Annotated in this window: 16 protein-coding genes; 9 read left to right on the top strand and 7 right to left on the bottom strand. The window is 45.6% G+C overall.

What is annotated here, in order from left to right:
• Nucleotides 1–6 precede the first annotated feature (6 nt).
• Together ABD960_RS19795 and ABD960_RS19790 are read right to left on the bottom strand one after the other, a co-directional pair.
• Nucleotides 7–3,132 carry an efflux RND transporter permease subunit gene (locus ABD960_RS19795; protein WP_345334044.1) on the bottom strand — a complete coding sequence of 1,042 codons (3,126 nt, stop codon included), beginning with the start codon at nucleotides 3,130–3,132 and terminating at the stop codon, nucleotides 7–9.
• Nucleotides 3,129–4,208 carry an efflux RND transporter periplasmic adaptor subunit gene (locus tag ABD960_RS19790; RefSeq protein WP_345334042.1) on the bottom strand — a complete coding sequence of 360 codons (1,080 nt, stop codon included), beginning with the start codon at nucleotides 4,206–4,208 and terminating at the stop codon, nucleotides 3,129–3,131. The genes ABD960_RS19795 and ABD960_RS19790 overlap by 4 nt, the downstream gene beginning before the upstream one ends.
• A 176-nt stretch (nucleotides 4,209–4,384) precedes the next feature.
• Here ABD960_RS19790 and ABD960_RS19785 point away from each other — a divergent pair, with 176 nt between their 5' ends.
• Nucleotides 4,385–6,181: a M61 family metallopeptidase gene (locus tag ABD960_RS19785; protein WP_345334040.1), complete on the top strand. Its 1,797-nt coding sequence runs from the start codon at nucleotides 4,385–4,387 to the stop codon at nucleotides 6,179–6,181.
• A gap of 145 nt (nucleotides 6,182–6,326) precedes the next feature.
• Nucleotides 6,327–6,482: a lmo0937 family membrane protein gene (locus ABD960_RS19780; RefSeq protein WP_345334037.1), complete on the top strand. Its 156-nt coding sequence runs from the start codon at nucleotides 6,327–6,329 to the stop codon at nucleotides 6,480–6,482.
• Between the two features lie 63 nt (nucleotides 6,483–6,545).
• Here the strand turns inward: ABD960_RS19780 and ABD960_RS19775 are convergent, their stop codons facing one another.
• The 3 genes from ABD960_RS19775 to ku form a co-directional block, all read right to left on the bottom strand.
• Entirely contained in the window at nucleotides 6,546–7,265 is a 720-nt protein-coding gene (locus ABD960_RS19775) for a DUF4184 family protein (protein WP_345334035.1), read from the bottom strand.
• A gap of 108 nt (nucleotides 7,266–7,373) precedes the next feature.
• Nucleotides 7,374–7,931 carry a YciE/YciF ferroxidase family protein gene (locus tag ABD960_RS19770; RefSeq protein ID WP_345334034.1) on the bottom strand — a complete coding sequence of 186 codons (558 nt, stop codon included), beginning with the start codon at nucleotides 7,929–7,931 and terminating at the stop codon, nucleotides 7,374–7,376.
• A gap of 176 nt (nucleotides 7,932–8,107) precedes the next feature.
• On the bottom strand, nucleotides 8,108–8,878 hold the full coding sequence (gene ku / locus ABD960_RS19765) for a non-homologous end joining protein Ku (protein ID WP_345334032.1): 771 nt from the start codon (nucleotides 8,876–8,878) through the stop codon (nucleotides 8,108–8,110).
• Between the two features lie 262 nt (nucleotides 8,879–9,140).
• On the opposite strand from ku, the gene ABD960_RS19760 reads away from it, so the two are divergent.
• A complete protein-coding gene (locus ABD960_RS19760) occupies nucleotides 9,141–9,938 on the top strand; it encodes a carboxylesterase family protein (RefSeq protein WP_345334030.1) in 798 nt (265 codons plus the stop codon).
• A 4-nt stretch (nucleotides 9,939–9,942) separates the two neighbouring features.
• Here the strand turns inward: ABD960_RS19760 and ABD960_RS19755 are convergent, their stop codons facing one another.
• Nucleotides 9,943–10,323, bottom strand: a complete 381-nt coding sequence (locus tag ABD960_RS19755) for a VOC family protein (protein WP_345334028.1) — start codon at nucleotides 10,321–10,323, stop codon at nucleotides 9,943–9,945.
• A gap of 180 nt (nucleotides 10,324–10,503) precedes the next feature.
• Between ABD960_RS19755 and ABD960_RS19750 the strand changes: the two genes are divergently transcribed.
• Nucleotides 10,504–13,365 (top strand): M16 family metallopeptidase, encoded by a 2,862-nt coding sequence (locus ABD960_RS19750; protein WP_345334026.1) that lies wholly within the window; start codon nucleotides 10,504–10,506, stop codon nucleotides 13,363–13,365.
• Between the two features lie 55 nt (nucleotides 13,366–13,420).
• On the opposite strand, the gene ABD960_RS19745 is transcribed toward ABD960_RS19750, so the two are convergent.
• Nucleotides 13,421–14,008 carry a hypothetical protein gene (locus ABD960_RS19745; RefSeq protein ID WP_345334024.1) on the bottom strand — a complete coding sequence of 196 codons (588 nt, stop codon included), beginning with the start codon at nucleotides 14,006–14,008 and terminating at the stop codon, nucleotides 13,421–13,423.
• A gap of 64 nt (nucleotides 14,009–14,072) precedes the next feature.
• On the opposite strand from ABD960_RS19745, the gene ABD960_RS19740 reads away from it, so the two are divergent.
• The 5 genes from ABD960_RS19740 to ABD960_RS19720 all read left to right on the top strand — a co-directional run bounded on the left by ABD960_RS19740 (nucleotide 14,073) and on the right by ABD960_RS19720 (nucleotide 22,063).
• Entirely contained in the window at nucleotides 14,073–16,625 is a 2,553-nt protein-coding gene (locus tag ABD960_RS19740) for a ligase-associated DNA damage response DEXH box helicase (RefSeq protein ID WP_345334022.1), read from the top strand.
• Between the two features lie 320 nt (nucleotides 16,626–16,945).
• A complete protein-coding gene (locus tag ABD960_RS19735) occupies nucleotides 16,946–19,360 on the top strand; it encodes a TonB-dependent receptor (RefSeq protein WP_345334020.1) in 2,415 nt (804 codons plus the stop codon).
• Nucleotides 19,361–19,555: 195 nt separating this feature from the next.
• Nucleotides 19,556–20,173 carry a nicotinamide riboside transporter PnuC gene (gene pnuC, locus ABD960_RS19730; protein WP_345334018.1) on the top strand — a complete coding sequence of 206 codons (618 nt, stop codon included), beginning with the start codon at nucleotides 19,556–19,558 and terminating at the stop codon, nucleotides 20,171–20,173.
• Nucleotides 20,174–20,181: 8 nt separating this feature from the next.
• Complete coding sequence (locus tag ABD960_RS19725) at nucleotides 20,182–21,273, top strand: acyl-CoA dehydrogenase family protein (RefSeq protein WP_345334016.1); 1,092 nt, start codon at nucleotides 20,182–20,184, stop codon at nucleotides 21,271–21,273.
• Between the two features lie 109 nt (nucleotides 21,274–21,382).
• A complete protein-coding gene (locus ABD960_RS19720) occupies nucleotides 21,383–22,063 on the top strand; it encodes a hypothetical protein (protein ID WP_345334014.1) in 681 nt (226 codons plus the stop codon).
• Nucleotides 22,064–22,068: the final 5 nt, after the last annotated feature.

The following is a 22,068-nucleotide window of genomic DNA, read 5'->3' as shown; positions in this document are numbered from 1 at the left end:
TAATCATTACAGGTTCTCTATCAGTTTAGGTTGATGTACGGGTTCTTCTTCGGGTTCATGGTCAGGATCGCGGCGTTTTTTAGGTGCCATAATGAGGTACATGGTAGGTATAACGTAGAGCGTGAGCACCAGCGAGAACAGCATGCCACCCATAATAACAATACCTAACGAAACCCGGCTTTTTGCCCCGGCACCCAGCGCGAAGGCAATAGGTACCACGCCTAAAATAACGGCCAAACTGGTCATCAATATCGGGCGCAGGCGTGAGGTTGCCGCCTCAACAATGGCCTCGTATTTTGATACGCCATGTTCCATACGCTGGTTGGCAAACTCCACTATCAGGATACCGTTTTTGGTTACCAGGCCCACCAGGGTAATGATACCTATTTGCCCGAATATATTATACGTTTGATTGAAAAGCCACAGGCAAAGCATAGCTCCCGCCAACGCCATCGGCACTGTAAACATTACAATAAGCGGATCAAGGAAACTTTCAAACTGCGCGGCGAGCACCAGGTAAATAAGTACCAGCGCAAAACCAAACGCGAACAGGATGCCCGACCCGCCTTCTGCATAATCTCTTGAAGGGCCACTAAGAGCGGTACTAAATGTAGGGTCAAGATATTTCTTAGCGATGCGATCCATTTCATCAAGGCCATCGCCAATGGTTTTACCCGGGGCCAGCCCCGCCTGTACCGTGGCAGATTTATAACGGTTAAAGTGATACATGGCCGGCGGAGCCGAGCTCTCAGCTACCTTTACCACGTTATCCAACTGCACTAAATTGCCGCGCGCACTACGTACATATATGGATTTCATATCCAGCGGCTGATCGCGGTTAGCACGGTCAACCTGGGCTATTACTTCGTACTGCTTGCCGTTCATCAAAAAGTAGTCGAGCCGGCCGGCACTGTAATAAAGCTGCAGGGTTTGCGCTATATCGGCAACAGAGACACCCAGGTCGCGGGCACGGTCACGGTCAGTAGTTACACGCAGTTCGGGCTTGGTAAATTTCAGGTTAACATCAGTACCCTGAAAAACGGGGCTGCGCTGCACCTCAGCAAAAAAGTCGGGCAGTACCTTACGAATCTTTTCAAAATCCTGGTTCTGGATTACGTATTGTACCGGCAGCGAGTTACGTGCACCGCTACCGCCGCCGCTTATGGTTTGTTCTTGTGACACTAAAGCACGCGCGTCGGGCATTTTAGCCAGCTTGGCGTTTAGCCAGTCGGCGATTTCCTGCTGTGATCGTTCCCGTTCATCAGGCAGCACCAGACCGATCCGGCCAAAACCCGAGTTGGCCGATCCCGCCCCGCCACGCGAAGGGGATATGATCTCGAGGTTTACATTCGCTTCAGGGATAGAGTCGGTGATCAGCTGCGCCACCTTGTCCATATACTTGGTCATGTACTCATAGGTAGCGCCCTCAACTGCGGTAACGTTATAGCGCAGCATGCTGCGGTCTTCTAAAGGCGACAGCTCTGAGGGAATGGTTTTAGACGTGAGGAAAAACACAGCTACACCAACCGACGCTATTAAAATCGTAACGGCCACCCATTTGCGCTTCATGAAATTAACAAGCGTTTCATGATATCCGCTGGTCATCTTCTCAAAAAACGGCTCTGTCTTTAAGTAGAATTTGGATTTTTTTTGATCCTTGCGGATCATGATCACGCTCAACATCGGCGTTAAGGATAGTGATACAAACGCCGATATCAACACTGCACACGCTACCACAACGGCAAACTCACGGAACAACCGTCCGATAAAGCCTTGCATAAAAGTTATAGGGAGGAATACTGCAGCAAGCGTTATTGAAGTTGAAATAACCGCGAACAATATTTCTTTTGAGCCCTCGAAGGCCGCTTTACGAACCGCCATGCCTTCTTCAATCTTTTTAAAGATATTCTCGGTTACTACTATACCATCATCAACCACCAGGCCGGTTGCCAGTACAATGCCCAGCAGTGTAAGTATATTGATGGAATAGCCAAGGGTGTACATTACAAAAAAGGTACCTACCAATGATACTGGTATATCAATGAGCGGACGAAAAGCGATAAGCCAGTCGCGAAAGAAAAGGTAGATAATGATAACCACCAGTATGAACGACAGGATCAGCGTCTCTTCCACCTCTTTGATGGATTGCTTGATGAACTTGGTATTATCCATCGTTACCTTAAGTTGAATATCGGGCGGCACGTCCTTTTTGATCTGCTCCAAACGACGGTAAAACTCGTCGGCAATTTCTACATAATTAGCTCCGGGTTGTGGTACCAGACCAAGGCCTACTTTAGGAACGCCATCCTCTTTAAGCGCGGTTTGCTCATTAGCCGAACCTAAAATGGCGTAACCAATATCGCGCAGGCGTATCACTTTATTACTATCGGCACGGATGATCATGTTATTAAAATCATCCTGCGTGCGCAGTTTGCCGATGGCGCGTATGGTAACCTCGGTGTTATTACCTTCCAGTTTACCGGCGGGCAGCTCCACGTTCTCCTGTGCAAGGGCAGCACTGATATCGGTAGCGGCAAGCCCCATTGCAGTAAGCTTGTTAGGGTCGATCCATAAGCGCATGGCGTACTGGCGCTGGCCGAGTATGTTAATAGAGCTTACTCCGGGTATGGTTTGTAAAGCTTCCTGAAGGTCATTTTCGGCATAATCATTAATCTGCATAATGTTACGCGTGTTGCTGCTTACAATCAGGGTAATGATGTTGTCGGCATTGGCATCGGCTTTGGTTACAACAGGCGGAGCATTAATGTCCTGCGGTAGCTGGCGTTGCGCCTGCGATACCTTGTCGCGCACGTCGTTGGCGGCGGTTTCCAGGTCGGCGTCCAGATCAAACTCCACTGTGATGTTGCTCGATCCTACCGAGCTGGTTGAGGAGATGTTACGAATACCCTGTACACCGTTAATAGCCTTTTCGAGCGGCTCGGTAATTTGCGATTCAATAACATCCGAGTTAGCTCCAGAATAAGAGGTAGATACCGAGATAATGGGCGGATCAACCGAAGGAAAATCGCGCACGCCTAAATACTGGTAGCCCACAATACCGAATATCACAATGGTTACCGACATTACGGCCGCCAGCACCGGCCTTTTTATACTAATTGACGATAAACTCATTTCTTAACCACCTTTTGAACTTTAACAGGCGCTTTCTGCCTCAACTGTATAATGCCCGATACAATTACGCTATCGCCGTTTTTCAGGCCCTCGGTAATCTCTATTTGCGTATCGGTACGCAAGCCGGTTTTTACTTCACGCTGTACCGACATACCGCTATCCACCACAAAAACGTAATTTGTTTTTATATCCGGAATTACGCTTTGGGTAGGCACCATAAAGGTTTTAGGTATCTGGTTTAGCGCCAGGCTTATTTTAGCAAAGCTGCCTGCGGTAAGCTCGTTATCAGGGTTAGCCGCACGCGCCCTCACGGTTATGGTACGTGAGTTTACATCAACCGATGGTTCGATAGCATAAACGGTTGCGTTATATGTTTTTGCAGTGCTTTCGGTAGTGAACTTTACTTTGTTACCCACTTTAACCAACGACAGGTATTTTTCGGGCACCGAAAAGGTGAGCTTGGCCGGATCAATATTAATCAGCGTAGCTATTGGCGTTTGCGGGGATATATAACCTCCCGGACTGATATTACGCAAACCAATGGTACCGGAGAATGGCGCACGTACTTCGGTACGTTTTATCTGCGCATTAATCGCATCGGTTTGCGCCTTGAGCGCGTTGTATGATGCCAGCGAGGTTTGGTACTCCTGTTTGCTGATAGCTTCCTTTTCAAAAAGCTGGCGGTTGCGGTTTTCGTTCTCGCGGGCCAACGTTACATTGTAATTATTTTGCGCCAGCGACGCCTGCAAATCCTGGTTATAAATTTTTACCAGCAACTGTCCTTTTTTAACACGGCTGCCCTCGTTAAAATAAATGCCCGTTACATCGCCTGATGCCTGGGCTACCAGGTTAACCTGCTCATTAGCACTTATGGTTCCGGTAATATCAATAACGGTGTTAAGGGTGGTATCATGGGCCAGCAGCACGTTAACCGGCACCGGGCCGCCCCCGCGGCTTCCTTTGCCTCCACCTGCCCCGCCTTCTTTTTTTGCCGCTCCTGCGCCAAAAAATTTGTTGTACAATAAATAGCCAACCAGCAGTACCAGCAGGGTATAAATGATATATCTGATCTTCATAATTTACAATATGCCCCAAAGGCTTAGCGAAGTTGTTACCGGGCATTTTTAACCGGTACTACTCACAGCAAAATAATCGCAATTGGCTTACAAAAAGTTTTATGTATCAACCATTTTACATCTCATTTGTGTTACAAAAACTTTATTGCTGAGGGCAATTTTTTATAAATTGCCGGATGAAAAATTTTCTATCATTAGTTTATACTTTTTTAATACTGAATTTAATGAGCATTACGGCCGAAGCCGCACCCGTCGCCAAGATCAGCTATACGGTTACCTTCCCTGAAGCACAGGCGCACTACGTTGATATTGAAATGAACATCAGCGGACTGGCACAAAAAACAACTAACCTCAAAATGCCGGTTTGGACACCCGGATCATACCTGGTACGCGAGTTTGCCAAAAACGTTGAAGGCTTTACCGCCTGGAACGGTGGCAAAGAAATACCGGCCGGCAAAGTAAATAAAAACACCTGGCGTATAAATACTGCCGGCATAAGCGCGCTTAAAGTGAAGTATCGCGTTTACGCTAATGAAATATCGGTACGTACGGCTTTCATTGATGCATCGCACGCATTCCTGTCAACCTCAGGTTTGTTCCTGTACCCACAGGGAATGCTTAACCAGCCATCAACCATTAAAATTGTACCTTACAAGGGCTGGACAACCGTATCAACCAGCCTGGAAACCGTAGGTGGTGACCAGTTTACCGTGACTGCGCCTAACTATGATATCTTATTTGATTCGCCGATAGAAGTAGGCACGCAGGATGTTTTCGGTTTTAAAGTGGGCAGCGTAAACTACGAGGTGGCCATGTACGGCGGCGGCAACTACGACAAGGAACGCCTTAAAGTGGATATGCCAAAAGTAATTGAGCAGCACACTAAAATATTCGGAGAAAACCCGAATAAGCGTTATGTATTCATTGTCCACAATTTTCAGCGTGGTGGCGGTGGCCTGGAGCATTTGAGTTCTACCGTATTGGGCGCCTCGCGCGATGCTTACAGTACGGAACGTGGTTATCTTGGTTTTTTAGAACTGGTATCGCACGAGCATTTTCACCTGTGGAATGTAAAACGCCTGCGCCCGATAGCGCTTGGCCCGTTTGATTATGAGAACGAGAACTATACTACCAACCTTTGGATAGCCGAGGGTTTTACCGCTTATTACGAGGCTAAGGCCATGCGCCATGCCGGTTTATTGCCAGCCGATGGCCACGTAAATACTTTGGCAACCAGCCTGAGCAATCACGATAATCAGCCGGGTAGCAAAATACAATCAGCGGCAGAGTCGAGCTTTGATGCCTGGATCAAGTTTTACCGCCCTAATGAAAACTCGAATAACTCAACTATATCCTATTACGGCAAAGGCGCCATTATTGCCTATATGCTCGATCTGGAGATCATCAATAGCTCCAACGGCAAATACTCACTGGATGATGTAATGAAATACATGTACAATGAGTATTATAAGTTAAAAAGGCGCGGTTATACCGATGCCGAGTTTAAGCTTGGCCTCGAAAAATTTGCCGGCAAAAACCTGGACGATTTTTATAAAAAGTATGTAACCGGTGTTGAATTGCCCGACAATGCGCTTTATTTAGGTTATGCCGGTTACAAAGTGACTGATGAGCTTGCCGGCAGCAACACACCCGCGTTAGGCATAGCTACTTCAGCCGCGAATAACCACATCATAATAACCGCCGTAAGCCGCGGGTCATCAGCCTGGGTTGACGGGTTAAATGTGAATGATGAAATTACAGCTGCTGACGGCAACCCGGTTACTGATGCGGCAGCTATTACCGCCAATAAAAAGGTAGGTGATAAAATAAATGTGACCGTTATTCGCGACGGTAAGCAGTTAATGTTACCTGTTACCCTGCTGAAAAGCAACCGCGTAAAATATAAAGTTGAACCGGCAGACAACGCTACAGAAAAACAGTTGGCTGTCAGAAAGAAATGGCTGAATCTGTAATTACAACCATAGTGTTTGCAAAAAAGGCCGTTAGCTAAGCGCTAATGGCCTTTTTTTATTACCAAATACGCTTACAAACGGTTTCGGCACAGTTTATGGTATTAAATTGATATCTATCTATGTTTAACTATAAAAATAAAAAACTATGAGATCTCTATTGTATATTATTGCTGTGATCATGATCATTGGTTGGGCAATTGGCGTATTCGCTTACACTGCAACAGGTTTAATCCACGCTTTACTGGTAATTGCTATTATAGCATTTCTACTGGGTATTATCCGCAGAGATACGGCGGTATAAACTACCGCTAAATAAAATTGAAAAGGGAGCTGTTGCTCCCTTTTTTGTTAGCTATGTCCCATTTTAAAAAAAGCGCATTAGCAAGCACTGAATAAGCAAGGCAAGTAACGCAGCTGATATTAACGTTACTATCATCAATCCTATAGCTAATGGCTGTTGATGTATTATCAAATAAGCAATCCTTGTCAAGGATATCAAGCTAAATATCAATGCATAAGCCATCCAAAATTTAGAATAGTTTGTGTTAAAACGAGCAGAAGTTTGACGTAATTGTAACACATTATAAAAAATAACGGAAAAGCCAACTAACGTGCTGGCATGTTGTAACAACTTAAAATAGGGCACACTTAAAGTCTCTTTCATTAAAACATCGCTATGCTCAACAAACCACCCCGTAGGGTGAGTAAATGCATCCCAAAACAAATGACTTGCCGCGCCGATAATTAAAGATGCAACTACAATAAGCCATTGCTTTGATGACATTTCATTTAGATGATGATTTTTAAACGACCAAAATCGGCGCTTTAGAAACATCGGCAGATTTGATATCAATACATCTTTAATATAAGCACTATACAGCATAAATATTGCTAACCCTACAGGCAGATCAAAATATAGCAATCCAGCCATTGTGTGACTGTATACCGACTTGACTTGCATACGAAAGAAATACTCAAAATCGGGTGTGATGCTCCCGATTACTAAAGCGGTAAGTGAAACGTATCTTTTAAATGCCTTGTTCAAAGGCAATACAATGGCAGGGTGGGCAGCTGTAAAAGGCATTCGTTATTTTAAATGTAAACGTATAAAAAGCAATCAGATTATTGCTTCAATAAAAAAGCCGCTCCTTAACAGAAGCGGCCCACTCATAAATCAAATTAATCGCTAAAACTATTTCTTTTCGCTTTTAGCATTTTGGTTAATGCCGGCTTCAGCAAGCTCGGTTAATAAACCATCAGTCTTTTTTTCTTCCTGTAAGGTAGCGTCAAGCAATTCAACGGCCTCGTCATAACCTAAGGTAGCAGCCAATGTTTTCAATGTACCATATGAGGCAATTTCATAATGCTCTATTTTTTGAGCTGCTGAGATGAGCCCAGCGTCACGGGTAATGCTGCCATCCTCGGTATCTTCAATAATTGATTCTCCTTCTTTCAGCAAACCTTCCATCGCGTCGCATTTTTTAGCAGAGGCTTTTTCTTCAATAGATTCAAAAACCGACTCCAGGCGGATGATTTGGTTTTCAGTCTCTGCCAGGTGTGTTTCGATAGCTGCACGCAACTCTTCAGATGTTGCGGCTTTGGCCATTTTAGGCAGCGCCTTAGCCAGGTGCTTCTCTGCCCAGTAAATATCTTTTAACTCGTCAACAAATAATTCGTTCAATGCTGATTCTTCCGCGATCTCTGTGGTTTCGGTTTCAGCTTTTTTTGATTTTGCTTTTGTGGTTGCCATAATTGATAGATGTTTTAATCACCTAAAAAGCGGCTAATATCATGCCACTTATTTAACTAATAGGATATATATTAAATTATTTTTATAAGCGCTTCAAGCTTATGAAAGCTTTTGATCTTAATAATTCTGTTGCGTTAAGCAATGTCCGTTTTATTCTACAAAGTTGTACACTTTATTTAGGCTCCTTTTTTCGCTTTAAGGCTGCCCATTAATTGTTCGTACAAATCGGTTCCCTTAGTTTTTTGAGGCTTGAGTTTTTTGATGGTCGGGCGCTTTCCTTTAGCTTTAGCCTGGATGATTTTTAGTAGTTCCTCGTGATATTCATCCTTAAACTTTGATACATCAAAATCTTCAGCATATTGGTTGATGAGGGCTAAGCCTACGTCCAGTTCCTTTTTACTTACCTTTACGTCATCGGCAATATTCAGGTCTTCGGTACTGCGTATCTCTTGCCCGAAACGAATCTTGGTTACCACCAACACATTTTCTACCGGGTGCACTATACACAAGGTTTCGGTGCTGCGCAATACAAAGCGGGCAAGCCCTGCTTTTTTTGATTTAACCAATGCCTGCATCAGCAAGGCATAGGCTTTATTGTTCTTGGTATCGGGCTCGGTGTAGTATGATGTTTCGTAGAACATCGGGTTAACGTCGGCAATGTCAACAAAACTTTCAATTTCAATCACCTTACTTTTTTCGGGAGCAGCATCTTCAAAGTCACGTTCTTCGAGTATAATATATTCTTCGTCAAGCTTGTAGCCTTTTACAATTTTATCGTAGGGTACTTCCTTATGCGTTTTTTCGTTCACGCGCTGGTATTTTATACGCGAGTGGTCGCGCCCGTCGAGCATATCCAGGTCAAGCGAACTGCTTTGTACGGCCGAATACAATTTAACGGGAATGCTTACCAGCCCAAACCCTATTGAGCCTTTCCATATTGATCTCATAACAAGCGATTAATGCCTTGTTATAACTATCGTACACAACAAAGAGTTTTAAATACGCCATTTCATTTTTGAACAAGGCTTTATTTCCGCAGGTATATTCATCAGCAAGAAGCAAATTCGTGATTTAGCAGTATAAGTGTAGCATTTCAAACCTATTTCGCCTCTGCATGTTAAGCTGTTCCGGGGTTGTTGGCAATTTTATTACCTTTTATTACGTTTACTTGTCGATCTCCGGATCGATTACTCAACTTAATACCATAGCATGATCAAAAAATTAAGCAGCCTGCTTTGTGCACTGATATTTTTAACAAGCGCATTTACCCATGCGCAGGATAAAACCGCGTTTGATAAAGGTCTTTATGCCGAAAAAGGCGATACCCTGAAATACCGCATACTGTTCCCTGTACAATTTGACCCGAATACTAAATACCCGTTGATAATTGTGCTGCATGGCGCGGGGGAGCGTGGCAATAATAATGAGTCGCAACTGGCGTATGGCCCTAAACTATTTTTATCACAGGAAGTAAGGCAGCAGCACCAGGCCATTGTGGTTTACCCGCAATGCCCGGCTGATAGTTATTGGTCAAACGTTGATATCCGGAAAGACTCCGTGTCCGGCAAACGCAAGTTTTATTTCCAGGATGCCAAGGCTGAACCAACCAAGGCGATGAAAGCGCTGATGGGTTTAATTGAAGAACTACTTGAAAAACCTTACGTAAATAAAAAGCAGGTATACATTGGCGGGCTCTCCATGGGCGGCATGGGCACATTCGAAATGCTGCGCCGCAAGCCAAAAATATTTGCAGCCGCGTTTGCCATTTGCGGCGGTGATAATACGCTCAACGCAAAAATATACGCTAAAAAAGTTCCGCTATGGATTTTCCACGGCGCTAAAGACAATATTGTGCCACCGGATCACTCCGAGGTGATGGTAGCCGCTATCCGCGAAGCCGGAGGCGACCCGCGCTATACCGTTTATCCTAATGCCACCCACGACAGCTGGACTCAGGCTTTTGCTGAGCCCGATCTGCTGCCATGGTTGTTCTCGCACAAAAAATAATTTTTTATAGGGCCGATGTTATCCACCAGGTGTTGCCGAACGGATCGGTAACACCCGCGCTACGGCCATAGCTTTGGTCGGCCGGTGGCATAATACTTTGCGAACCTGCGTCAAGCGCAAGCTGGTAAGCATTATCGCAATCGGCTACGTAAACAAACATACCGGCATTCTGCACCTTGTATTCGTCAGTAGCCTCGGCAAACATAATGGTACTGCCAAATATGCTTACCTCGCCATGCATCAGCGTTTGGTCATCCCGCAGGGTACGGCTCTTTTTTTCGGCATCAAAAACAGCCGAGGTAAAATCATAAAATTTCAGCGCATCTTTTAAAATCAGGTAAGGCATTACCGCCTGGTAGCCCTCGGGCATGTTTACTTCTTTCATAACGGGTGGTTTGTACTGTTTTAACAGCTACAACAACATTCTGTTGTGTTAATTTTTTGAAGCGACAATATAAGGTTTGTTAAACAGTAACTTTTTTGCTTAATGTTTTAAGATAGCGTATTATTTACTAATTTTCGGAACTAAGATTTTCGTTTTTAGATACATGTCCCTTAATTAAATATGCGTATTGATTTTAAACTATCGGTTGCAGCACTGGCCTTGTGCGTTGCCTCAACCGGAGCTTTCGCGCAGGTAAAAAAGAAATCTGCACCATCGCCAAAACAAAAGCCAACTGACCCGGCAGTACAGATTAAAGCGTCAACACTACCGGTTGATAAGGATGTTATCATCGGCAAGTTGCCAAACGGCTTAACCTACTATATCAGGCAAAACAGTCTGCCGCAAAACCGCGCCGAACTATACCTGATTAACAAAGCCGGATCGATTTTAGAGACCGATGCCCAGCAGGGCCTGGCGCACTTTACCGAGCACATGGCCTTTAACGGCACGCGCGATTTCCCGAAGAACGCGCTGGTGAATTTCCTGCAAAGTTCAGGCGTACGCTTTGGTGCTGATCTTAACGCCTTTACCTCGTTTGATGAAACTGTTTATCAATTACCCCTGCCAACAGACAGCGCAAAGGTTTTTGAGCGTGGTTTTGATATTCTGGCCAACTGGGCGGGTTTTGTTTCGTTTGATCAGGCTGAACTGGATAAGGAACGCGGTGTTATATTAGAGGAGCTTCGCCTGCGTGGCAAAAACGCCCAGGAGCGTTTGCAACAGCAGGTTTTACCGGTTATACTGAACAACTCGCGTTATGCCACTCGCCTACCAAAAGGTAAAGAGGAGGTTATTAAAAGCTTCAACCTGGCTACCATCAAAAGTTTTTACGAGGATTGGTACCGCCCGAATTTGCAGGCGGTAATAGCCGTTGGTGATTTTGATCCGAAAAGGGTGGAGCAACTGATTAAAGAGAAATTTTCGCAGCTGAAAAACCCGGCATCGCCAAAACCACGTACCGAGTATACGGTAACCGCGGCCCCCGGCACCAGCGTTAAATTCGCTACCGATCCTGAATTTCCATACACCGTAGCGCAGATTATTGTTAAGATGCCGGGCACCCAGGTGCGTACCACAGCCGAATACCTGCAAAGCATGCGCAGCGGTTTATTTAACCAGATGCTGAACGCAAGGTTGAACGAGCTGCTTCAAAAATCAAATCCGCCGTTTTTATATGGCAGCGCAACTTACGGCAATTTCATCGGTAAGCAGGATGCCTTTACCGCGACGGTAGTAGCCCGCCCCGGCGAATTAGAAACCGCTATTAAGACCCTGGTAGCTGAAACAGAGCGTGCCCGCAAATTCGGTTTCACATTAACGGAGTTTGAGCGCGCCAAGCAAAATGCCCTGGTGCAAATGGGAGATGCTTATAAGGAGCGTGATAAAACACGTTCATCAAACTTTGTAAATGAGTACCAGCAGCACTTTTTAAACGGATCGGGTATACCAGGCATAGCCTGGGAATACCAGTTTTACCTGGACAATATCGACAAGATCACGCTTGAGCAGATGAATGCTATGGCCGCCCGCGTTATTGCCGGACAAAGCCGCAGCATTATTGTTGAAGCACCCGATAACGAAAAGCCAAAACTGCCAACCGAAGCGGCTTTACTGGGATGGATAGTTGAAGCCGGTAAAAACCTGACCGCCTACGTAGATAACGTAAGCACTAAACCGTTAATTGAAAATATACCTGATGCAGGTGAAATTGTTGACCAAACGCGCGACGACTCTATCGGCGTAACCACACTTACCTTTAAAAACGGCGTTAAGGCTATTTTAAAACCTACCGATTTTAAAAATAACCAGGTAATACTTACCGGTTACAGTTTTGGCGGCACATCATTGGTAAGCGATGCCGAATATACTTCGGCCAGCATGGCATCAAGTGTGGTTGGCAACAGCGGTGTTAGCGAGTTTAGTCAGATACAGCTGCAAAAAATGATGACCGGCAAAAGCGTATCGATTGAGCCTTACATTAGCGAGTATACACAGGGCTTTAGCGGTAATTCAACCACTAAGGATCTGGGTACGGCGCTACAGCTTATTTACCTGTATTTTACACAGCCGCGTAAGGATAAGGACATTTGGGAATCAAACATGAGCCAATACCGTTCATTGCTGGTAAACCGGAACCTCGACCCGAACAGCGTGTTTCAGGATACCGTATCGGCCGTGTTGAACCGCTATAACATGCGCGCTATGGTTCCGACCACTGAGCGGCTTAACACTGCATCGCTTGATAAGGCTTTTGATTTTTATAAGAGCAGTTTTGGCAATGCAAATGGTTTTGTGTTCACCTTTGTAGGTAGCTTTGATATCGACGCTATTAAACCGTTACTGGCCACCTACCTCGGCAGCCTGCCATCATCCGAAACTAAAAAAACTTATAAAGACCTCGGCATGTACCCGCCCGCCGGCCTGGTTTCTAAAACAGTTAACAAAGGCATCGGCGAAAAGAGTACTGTGCAATTGGTATTCAGTGGAGATTATGATTATAGTGAGGTAAACAACATGCAGCTCGACGCGCTTGAGGAAGTACTGAATATCAAGCTTATCGAGCGCCTGCGTGAACAGGAAAGCGGCGTTTACGCACCCGGCGTACGGTCTATCTACCAAAAAATACCTGCCGGCAAATACACCGTTACGATAAGCTTTGGATGCGCTCCCGAGAATGTAGATAAACTGATAGCCGCCACGATGGACGAGATCAATAAGATTAAAACCAACGGCGCACAGGCTACCGATATTCAGAAATTTAAAGCTGAGGATATGCGCTCGAAACAAGTACAGCTGCGCGAAAACTACTTTTGGGCGGGCTACCTGGCCAGCGGATCGCAGTATGATTTGCCTCCTCACCGCATATTGTATTACCCTAAAACTGCCGAGAAAGTTACGGTGCAAAGCACAAAGGATGCCGCTAACAAATACCTGAGCGGTAAAAACCTGATCAAACTAATCCTGATGCCTGAAAAGAAATAAGGCATCTATAAAGGTCGAAAAGCGGCAGATCCACAAGGTCTGCCGCTTTTTTTTATTAATGCATATCGATGTACGATTCTGGCTTTTCGTTAGCTTGATGCACAGTGATAGCCACGCATTTTTTGCTTGCACTGTCAATATCAAAGGTTATTCCTTTTGCATTATCATCAAACACAAGCAAACCCTTCTTTGCAGCGGTGGCATTATCAACAGGCTTTAACGGATAGCTTTTCTCTATATCGGTAAGCGGTGTGCCCGTTGCAACGCCATTTTCAGTTTTAAACCATGGTGAAGTAACCATGATGAGTTTTATCCGGCTCACCTCGTCATTACCCATATCGCGGCGCGCAAAAACGGCGGTACGGTACTTATTTTCATCCTTACTGTACCAAGCCATCAGACTGCTGCCCATAGCTGCGTCGGATGAGTCAGGTTTACCCAGCTTGGCGATGGCGCTATCTACGGGTAGATCAATTGTAAGATGGCCGACGCCTTTTCCGGGGGAGATTAATTGTTCAGGCTTAACCTCAGTTTCAATTGCGACAGTCGTATCTGTTGTCGCACTGTCGGTCGCTTTCTTATCTGCCGGACTATTACAGGCAAACAGTAAAGGCACCATCATAATCAAAAACAGTTTTTTCATGAATAACAGAATTGGTGTGGATGTAATAACCATTTGCCGCTTATTTTGTTATTTGCATTAATATATGAGCACGCCCGGCCAAAAGGTTATTCAGCAATGGTACAAGCAAAAGAACTGGAAGCAATTTCCGTTTCAAAAAGAGATGGAGGCTGTTTACCTGGACGGTTATTCGGGGTTGCTGAACGCGCCAACGGGCAGCGGTAAAACCTATGCTTTGTTTTTGCCTTTTTTGGCAGGTTACATCAACCAATATCCGGATACCTGGCAAACCCGTAAGGATAATGGCTTGCTAATGATGTGGATTACCCCCTTGCGTGCGCTTACCAACGATATCCGCAAGGCCATGCAGGAGGCCTGCGACGAGATCGGCCTGCCCTGGAAAATAGCCACCCGTACCGGCGATACCTCCGCCGCCGAAAAACAGGCTCTCAAAAAAAAGCTGCCCGAAGTGCTGCTAACCACTCCAGAAAGCCTGCACCTGATGCTGGCCCAAAAGGAATATCCTAAAATATTCAAGAGCCTGCAGGTAGTAGTGGTCGACGAGTGGCACGAACTGCTGGGCACCAAACGCGGCGTGCAGGTGGAGTTGGGGTTGAGTAGGTTGAAGCACCTGGGTAGGGACCTCCCCCTCGGGGAGGGCCGGGGAGGGGTCCGCATCTGGGGCATCAGCGCTACCATAGGTAACCTGGAACAAGCCGCCGAAGTATTGTTAGGCAATACCTTCCCGAAGGAAAACATCCGTATGGTTAGGGCCAATATTGAGAAAAAACTCGATATACGCTCGGTGATACCGGACAATATCGAAAATTACTCGTGGACAGGCCACATTGGTGTGAAGCTTTTGCCGCAGGTGATGGATATTGTAGCCAAAAGCAAAACAACACTTATATTTTGTAATACCCGCTCACAGTCGGAGATATGGTACCATGCCATTTTAGATAACTACCCCGAATACGCCGGTGTAATGGCCATGCATCACGGCTCACTGGATAATGAGCTGCGCAATTGGGTAGAACAAGCCCTGCATGCCGAAGCATTGAAGCTGGTGGTATGCACCTCAAGTCTGGATTTGGGGGTTGATTTTCGCCCGGTTGATACGGTGGTGCAGGTTGGTAGTCCGAAAGGCGTGGCGCGTTTTATGCAGCGGGCCGGACGAAGCGGGCACCACCCCGGTGCTGTATCAAGAGCGTATTTTGTACCTACGCACTCGCTGGAATTGTTGGAAGGAGCAGCCTTGAAAGAGGCCATTAAACGTGGCGTATTTGAAAGCCGCGACCCCATGCTGCTCACCATGGATGTGCTGGTACAATACATGGTCACCCTCGCCGTGTCAGATGGGTTTCGAGCTGATGAATTGTTTGAGGAGGTTAAAACTACCTACGCCTTTGCCGATCTTACCGCTAACGAGTATGGCCAGTTGCTTGACTTTATTACCCGCGGCGGCAAAACCCTGGCACAATACGATGAGTTTTTAAAAGTAGAAGTAGAGAACGGGCTATATAAAGTTAACAGCAGGCGGGTAGCCATGCGCCACCGGCTCAGCATTGGCACCATCACCAGCGAAATGACGATACGGGTAAGCTGGCTGAGTGGCGGCTCGCTGGGTACTATTGAAGAGGGTTTTATAGCCAAACTGAAACCAGGCAACACCTTTTGGTTCGCGGGGCGTAGCCTGGAGTTTGTGCGGGTGAAGGAAATGACCGCCTACGTAAAAAAATCAACAGCAAAAAAAGGACTGATACCCAGTTGGGCGGGCGGACGGATGCCACTGTCGTCACAGCTATCGGCCGTATTTCGGGATAAGCTGGATGAGGTATCGCACGGTGTAGAAAAAGATATTGAGGTAAAAGCGTTGAAACCCTTGTTTGAGATGCAAAACAAACTTTCGCACTTGCCGCAAAGCAACGAGTTTTTAATTGAGTCGTTCAAATCACGAGACGGGCATCACCTGCTTTTTTATCCGTTTGAGGGCAGACTGGTGCACGAGGGTATGGCATCCATATTGGCTTACCGGATCACCAAAGTTAAGCCCGCCAGTTTCTCCATCGCCATGAATGATTATGGCTTTGAGCTGCTGGCTGATGAAGATATCGCAATCGAGGAGATATTAGAAGATGCCGATTTTTTCTCTTTGAATAACCTGTTGGATGATATTCATAACAGCCTTAACGCCAATGAAATGGCACGCCGTAAGTTCAGGGATATCGCCCATATCGGTGGTCTGGTATTTACGGGTTATCCCGGCCAGCAGATCAAGAACAAACATTTGCAGGCATCGACATCGTTGTTGTTCGAGGTGTTTACTGAGTACGAGCCGGACAACTTGCTGATCCGGCAGGCGTATAACGAGGCGCTATCTTTCCAACTGGAAGAATTCCGTTTACGTGCCGCCTTGCAGCGCATCGCCGGGCAAAACATTATTTTAAAACACTTGGAAAAGCCAACGCCTTTCGCGTTCCCCATTATGGTGGATAACCTGAGCCGCGATAAACTAACTACCGAAACCCTAGAAGAACGCGTAGCCAAAATGGCTCGCCGCTACCACCTGGATGATGATGAACCGCAGGCCAAACGCCCCTCACGCAGGCAGGGAATCGTCCGTAAAAAGGGCTTTTAGGTGCTTAAATTTTCCGCATAGCTGATTTTTGATATAAAAAACTATATTTGCCAACGTAATTCTCAAGGGGTGCCTTGCTTTGGTCAAATAAACTAACTGCAGTTAGTTTGCCAAACTGAAAGACAGGCTGAGATCATACCCATTACTTAAAGTTGCAGGAATTAGTAGCAGTGGCAGTATTCACCACTCACTATTCAACCTTCACTTGAGTATACACCTGATCCGGATAATGCCGGCGTAGGGAGAGGTAATAAGTTAAGTGTACTGCATGTTCGCCCTGGCTTGCAGATGGTTTAACGCAATATTTGTACTAAAACACATTGAAAAATTTATTTGCGGCGGTGTTCGCCCTGCTGTTGCCTTACGTGGCATCGGCCCAGTTTTCCGTATCCGGAAAAGTAACTAACCAAAATGGTGAGGCATTACCCGGCGCAACGGTAAGCATTGCATCAGCACAACAAAACACCGTAACTGATGGCTCCGGCCAGTACAAGGTAAGCCTGGCAACGGGTACTTATGCGGTTGTGGTTAACTACATTGGCTATCAGCAAACAACTAAAAGCATCGCGGTTCGTGGTAATCAAACATTAAATTTTACCCTGGTATCATCAAACTATACCACCGAGGAAGTAACGGTTACCGCAACCCGGGCAAGCAAAAACTCGCCTACGGCTTTCACTAACCTGAGTAAAAAGGATCTCGAAAAGAACAATTTTGGCCAGGATCTGCCTTTTTTGCTTAACCAAACACCATCGGTAGTGGTAACATCTGATGCCGGCGCGGGGGTGGGTTATACCGGCATCCGCATCCGTGGGTCTGACCCCTCACGTATCAACGTAACCATCAACGGCATTCCGTATAACGATTCGGAAAGCCAGGGATCATTCTTTGTGGATATTCCGGATATCGCCTCATCCGTAAATAACATACAGGTACAGCGCGGTGTTGGTACCTCAACCAACGGTGCGGGTGCATTCGGCGGCAGCATCAACGTGCAAACAGCTACCCGTCGTGATACTGCCTACGTTGAACTGAACAACTCCGCAGGTTCGTTCAATACCGTTAAAAACACCGTGAGCGTGGGTACGGGTTTGCTGGGTAATCATTTCAGTTTTGATGGCCGACTGTCGCGCATACACTCTGATGGTTATATCGACCGGGCTTTTTCTAACCTGAAATCTTATTTTTTAACAGGTGCTTATTATGGTAAAAACACCACCATCCGTGCCAACGTATTTACCGGCTATGAGCGTACTTACCAAGCGTGGAATGGCGTGCCTGATTACGAGATACTGAACAACCGCCGGTATAACGAATATACCTATAAAGATCAGGTAGACAACTACACCCAAAACCATTACCAGCTATTGGTAGATCAGCGTATATCTGATAAGCTATCATTCAGCGGGGCGTTGCACTATACCAAAGGCAAAGGGTATTACGAAGAGTTTAAAGAAGCGGATTCGGTAAAAAACTATGGTTTAACGCCGGTTATTTATGGTGCCGATACTTTGAATACCAGCAATATTGTTCGCAGGCGTTGGTTGGATAACGATTTTTATGGCGTTACTTACGCTTTAAAATATCTGCCTACAGATCAATTGAACATGACTTTAGGCGGTGCGTATAACGAGTACAAAGGTGGCCACTACGGCAATATCATCAACAGCAGCAATACCATTAACGTACCATATAACTATGAGTACTATCGTGATGACGCCAAAAAGAATGATTTTAACATCTTCGCCCGTGCCGAGTGGAACCTGGATAAATGGTTGTTATATGCCGATATGCAGTACCGCTACATCTACTATTCGTTTTTAGGGTTTGATTTTAACCTGAACAATGTGCAGCAAAGCGCGACGCTCAACTTTTTTAACCCGAAAGCTGGTGTTACTTATAAGATCAACGATCAAAGCAACGTGTACGCCTCGTTTGCGGTAGGCAACCGTGAGCCTAACCGTAATGATTATACCAACTCATCGCCCCAAAGCCGCCCTAAGCATGAGAACCTGAAGGATTTTGAGGCCGGTTATCGCATCAGCACATCACGCTTTACCGGTGGCATTAACGGTTTTTATATGCTTTACAAAAACCAGTTGATCGTAACTGGTCAGCTTAATGATGTAGGCTCCGCCATTCGCCGTAACGTAAAGGACAGCTACCGTGCCGGTGTTGAGTTTGATGGCCGTGTAAAAATTACCGATCAGTTAGCCTGGGGCGCAACCGCTACCGTGAGCACCAACAAGATCAAGAACTATGGTCAGTTTTTTACTAATTATGATGATAACAGCCTTGTTGAACTACAGCTAAAGAAAACTACTATCGCCTTTTCGCCGTCGTTCATCGGATCGAGCGAGGTGAGCTATTCGCCCATAAAAGGCGGGGAGATCGCTTTGCTGAGCAAATACATCAGCAGCCAGTTTCTGGACAATACCATGAATACCAACCCGGCGGGTTATACCATTGACGAGGAAAACATAAGCAACCCTTACGCCGCTAACCGTAAAATAAGCGGCTACTTTGTAAGCGATGTGCGCCTGCGCTATAACTTTAGCACTAAGGCGGTTAAAAATATCGGCATTGGCTTACTGGTAAATAACGTGTTCAACAAAAAATACGAGGCCAACGGCGCTACTTATCCAGGTTTGAGCGGCAGTAATATTTATAACTATAATTATTTCTACGTACAAGCCACCAGGAATTTCCTGGCGTCGTTGAGTTTAGCGTTTTAGTAAACCCTCCTAATCCTCCCCCTTGGGGAGGACTTAATAGTCTTCTTTTGTGGGATGTTAGCTGGGGTTATGAATCTAAGTATTACTTGTCATTCCGAACGGTAGAGAGGAATCCGCACGCGCTCAATAACAAAGCGACAGATTTCTCCTCGTACTTCGGTCGAAATGACAATGGATTTAATTTGGGAGGGGTAAATGCAACACTGGATAGAACTATTCATAACACAAATAAAAGAAACCGGCCCGCTGCAGTGGGTTGCCACCATATTCGGCATGGCCGAGGTGCTGCTGGCTAAGCGGAATAATATACTGCTTTATCCGGCGGGTATCGTCGGTATTGTATTGTCGTTGTATTTGTTGGTAGATGTTAAGCTGTATGCCGAGGCCGCGTTAAATATGTATTACCTGGTGATGAGTATTTACGGCTGGATATACTGGACGCGAAAGCGCGACGAACCGCCTGTGCAGATCAGCTATGCTAACCGCAGCGAATGGATGGTTACCGTTGCCATCAGTTTAGGGGGATGGGCCGTACTGTACCTGTTGTTAAAATACTTTACCCCTTCGGATGTGCCGATACTGGATTCCTTTGTATCGTCAACCGCGTGGGCCGGTATGTGGTTGCTGGCCAGGCGGAAAATTGAGAATTGGGTATTGCTCAACATCAGTAATTTTGTTGCGGTACCCCTGTTATTTTATAAAGGTTTACCGCTTTTTGCCTGCCTAACCATCTTTTTGTTCGTGGTGGCCATATTTGGCTATATCGATTGGAAGAAAAAGCTGGACGGCAAGATCAACGTAGCCGCTAATTAAAATCACATATGCATCCATCTACCTTGTTAAAACCCGAATGGGTTGATACCATACGCCGCCACGTTCCTGAAGCCGAAAAGAGCGGTAAGCTGCACCCGGCGCAGTTGGCGCTGGTGCATGAGCAGGGTTGGTTCAAATTTTTGGTACCTGCAATCTATTCGGGCCTCGAACTTAACCTGCCCGACCAGGTACGCCTGGAGGAGAGCCTGGCCTGGGCCAACGGCAGTTTAGGCTGGGTTGTTACCCTATGCAGCGGCGCGGGCTGGTTTGGTGGTTTTATTGAGCCGGATGCCGCTCAGGAGATATTCGCTCACTCGCAGCTTTGCCTGGCAGGCAGCGGCGCGCCAAGCGGTACGGCTACAATTACGGAGGGCGGCTATATCATTAACGGCGAATGGAAATATGCCAGCGGCATACAGCACGCTACCCATGTAACCGCCAACTGCGTAATTAAACAAGGCGATGAAACTGTATTGAATGCTGATGGCTCGCCGCTGATACTGCCATTTGTATTTAACCGGGAGGATGTTAACATACAATCGGCATGGAAGTATGTGGGCATGATGGCTACCGGCAGCGATGCTTATCGGGTAGATAGCCTGTTTGTAAAAGCTAACCGTTGTTTTAAGATAGATGCATCAGCAGCTAAGGTAGATGGGGCGTTGTACTACTATCCCTTTATGCAGTTAGCCGAAGCCACACTGACCGCCAACATGAGCGGCATGGCCATTCACTTTACTGATCTGTGCGAAACCCTGTTTGCCGACAAGCCTTTTCGTGGCCGGTACAATGCCGCGCAGCAGCACAAAGTGCAGCAGCTATTACATGAAAGCATTGCTAAATTAAACCAGACACGCGCTGATTTTTACCGGGCGGTTGATGCATCGTGGCAGGCTGTAAGTCAAAAGACTGACAGTGCCGGGGCATTACAGGCTGTCAGCAAAACATCGCATACCTTGGCTACACTTGCCCGGAATATAGTAGATGAGTTATATCCTTACTGCGGATTGATAGCCGCCAATCCGGATACGGAGATCAACCAGGTATGGCGCGATCTGCATACGGCCAGCCAGCATAGTTTATTTACTTTTGCTGATTGATAGCGGGAAGGTAATCGTAAGAATGCTTTGCTAAAGAGTTTATTGAGATTTGATAATACTTTAAAAACTCAAGGTATTAAAGTGTATTTTAGTTACTCAACTAAATCTTATGAATATAGATGTGAAACAACTTCAAGCAGAAGTTCAAGCAAATTTCTCAAATGCATCTTGGGAGGCTTATGAGAAAATAAGAGATTCCTATTTGGTTGTTCTGCATGGAAATTACGATCATATTAGAGATGAAATAATGAAATGTATTACATTTCAATTGTTTCAAGCCAGTATTACTTTAACAAATCATCTTTTAGAGTTACTTCTTAAAGACTGTCTAATTATTAATGATTTAGGTACTTCAAAGCTCAACGATCCAACTGTTTTTTCGAAATATGAAACAGCAGCAAAAAAATATGATAGTCTGATGCTTAATCAGACCATTAATGAAGCTAAGGATAGGGGTATTATCAATTTAGATGAATACAATAAGCTTAAAGATTTTAAAAATAAATTTCGTAATGCTTACAGTCATGGAGAAAAAGCTAAGATATTCAAGGGTTCTAATCCCGTAAATTTTGGCTTTGGAAAACTCGATGGATCGCAGCCTTTACAAACTGGAACAGTAGAGCCTCAGTATTTCTTTGTTGCCCATGGCGAAATGCAAGCTGCTATTGCTTCTCAAAATGCAATTGAGTATTTTAAAGACGTAGATAAGTTAGTTATACAGATTGAAAAAAGACATCATCCAGAAATAGAAATTTATCCCGAAGCTTACAAAAGACATTTCAACCTTTGAAACTA

Origin of the sequence: Mucilaginibacter defluvii (assembly GCF_039543225.1) — a bacterium.
Taxonomy (GTDB): Bacteria; Bacteroidota; Bacteroidia; order Sphingobacteriales; family Sphingobacteriaceae; genus Mucilaginibacter; species Mucilaginibacter defluvii.
The sequence above is the reverse complement of the archived record's forward strand: the minus strand, read 5'-3'. Positions and strand labels throughout refer to the sequence as shown.

Bases quoted from the DNA above. Each gene is read 5' to 3' on its own strand.
- ABD960_RS19750 (WP_345334026.1), top strand. From the start codon at position 10,504: ATGCGTATTGATTTTAAACTATCGGTTGCAGCACTGGCCTTGTGCGTT.
- ABD960_RS19770 (WP_345334034.1), bottom strand. From the start codon at position 7,931: ATGGCAACCACAAAAGCAAAATCAAAAAAAGCTGAAACCGAAACCACA.
- ABD960_RS19745 (WP_345334024.1), bottom strand. From the start codon at position 14,008: ATGAAAAAACTGTTTTTGATTATGATGGTGCCTTTACTGTTTGCCTGT.
- ABD960_RS19720 (WP_345334014.1), top strand. From the start codon at position 21,383: ATGAATATAGATGTGAAACAACTTCAAGCAGAAGTTCAAGCAAATTTC.
- ABD960_RS19790 (WP_345334042.1), bottom strand. From the start codon at position 4,208: ATGAAGATCAGATATATCATTTATACCCTGCTGGTACTGCTGGTTGGC.
- ABD960_RS19760 (WP_345334030.1), top strand. From the start codon at position 9,141: ATGATCAAAAAATTAAGCAGCCTGCTTTGTGCACTGATATTTTTAACA.
- pnuC (WP_345334018.1), top strand. From the start codon at position 19,556: ATGCAACACTGGATAGAACTATTCATAACACAAATAAAAGAAACCGGC.
- ABD960_RS19725 (WP_345334016.1), top strand. From the start codon at position 20,182: ATGCATCCATCTACCTTGTTAAAACCCGAATGGGTTGATACCATACGC.
- ku (WP_345334032.1), bottom strand. From the start codon at position 8,878: ATGAGATCAATATGGAAAGGCTCAATAGGGTTTGGGCTGGTAAGCATT.
- ABD960_RS19775 (WP_345334035.1), bottom strand. From the start codon at position 7,265: ATGCCTTTTACAGCTGCCCACCCTGCCATTGTATTGCCTTTGAACAAG.
- ABD960_RS19780 (WP_345334037.1), top strand. From the start codon at position 6,327: ATGAGATCTCTATTGTATATTATTGCTGTGATCATGATCATTGGTTGG.
- ABD960_RS19740 (WP_345334022.1), top strand. From the start codon at position 14,073: ATGAGCACGCCCGGCCAAAAGGTTATTCAGCAATGGTACAAGCAAAAG.
- ABD960_RS19785 (WP_345334040.1), top strand. From the start codon at position 4,385: ATGAAAAATTTTCTATCATTAGTTTATACTTTTTTAATACTGAATTTA.
- ABD960_RS19795 (WP_345334044.1), bottom strand. From the start codon at position 3,132: ATGAGTTTATCGTCAATTAGTATAAAAAGGCCGGTGCTGGCGGCCGTA.
- ABD960_RS19755 (WP_345334028.1), bottom strand. From the start codon at position 10,323: ATGAAAGAAGTAAACATGCCCGAGGGCTACCAGGCGGTAATGCCTTAC.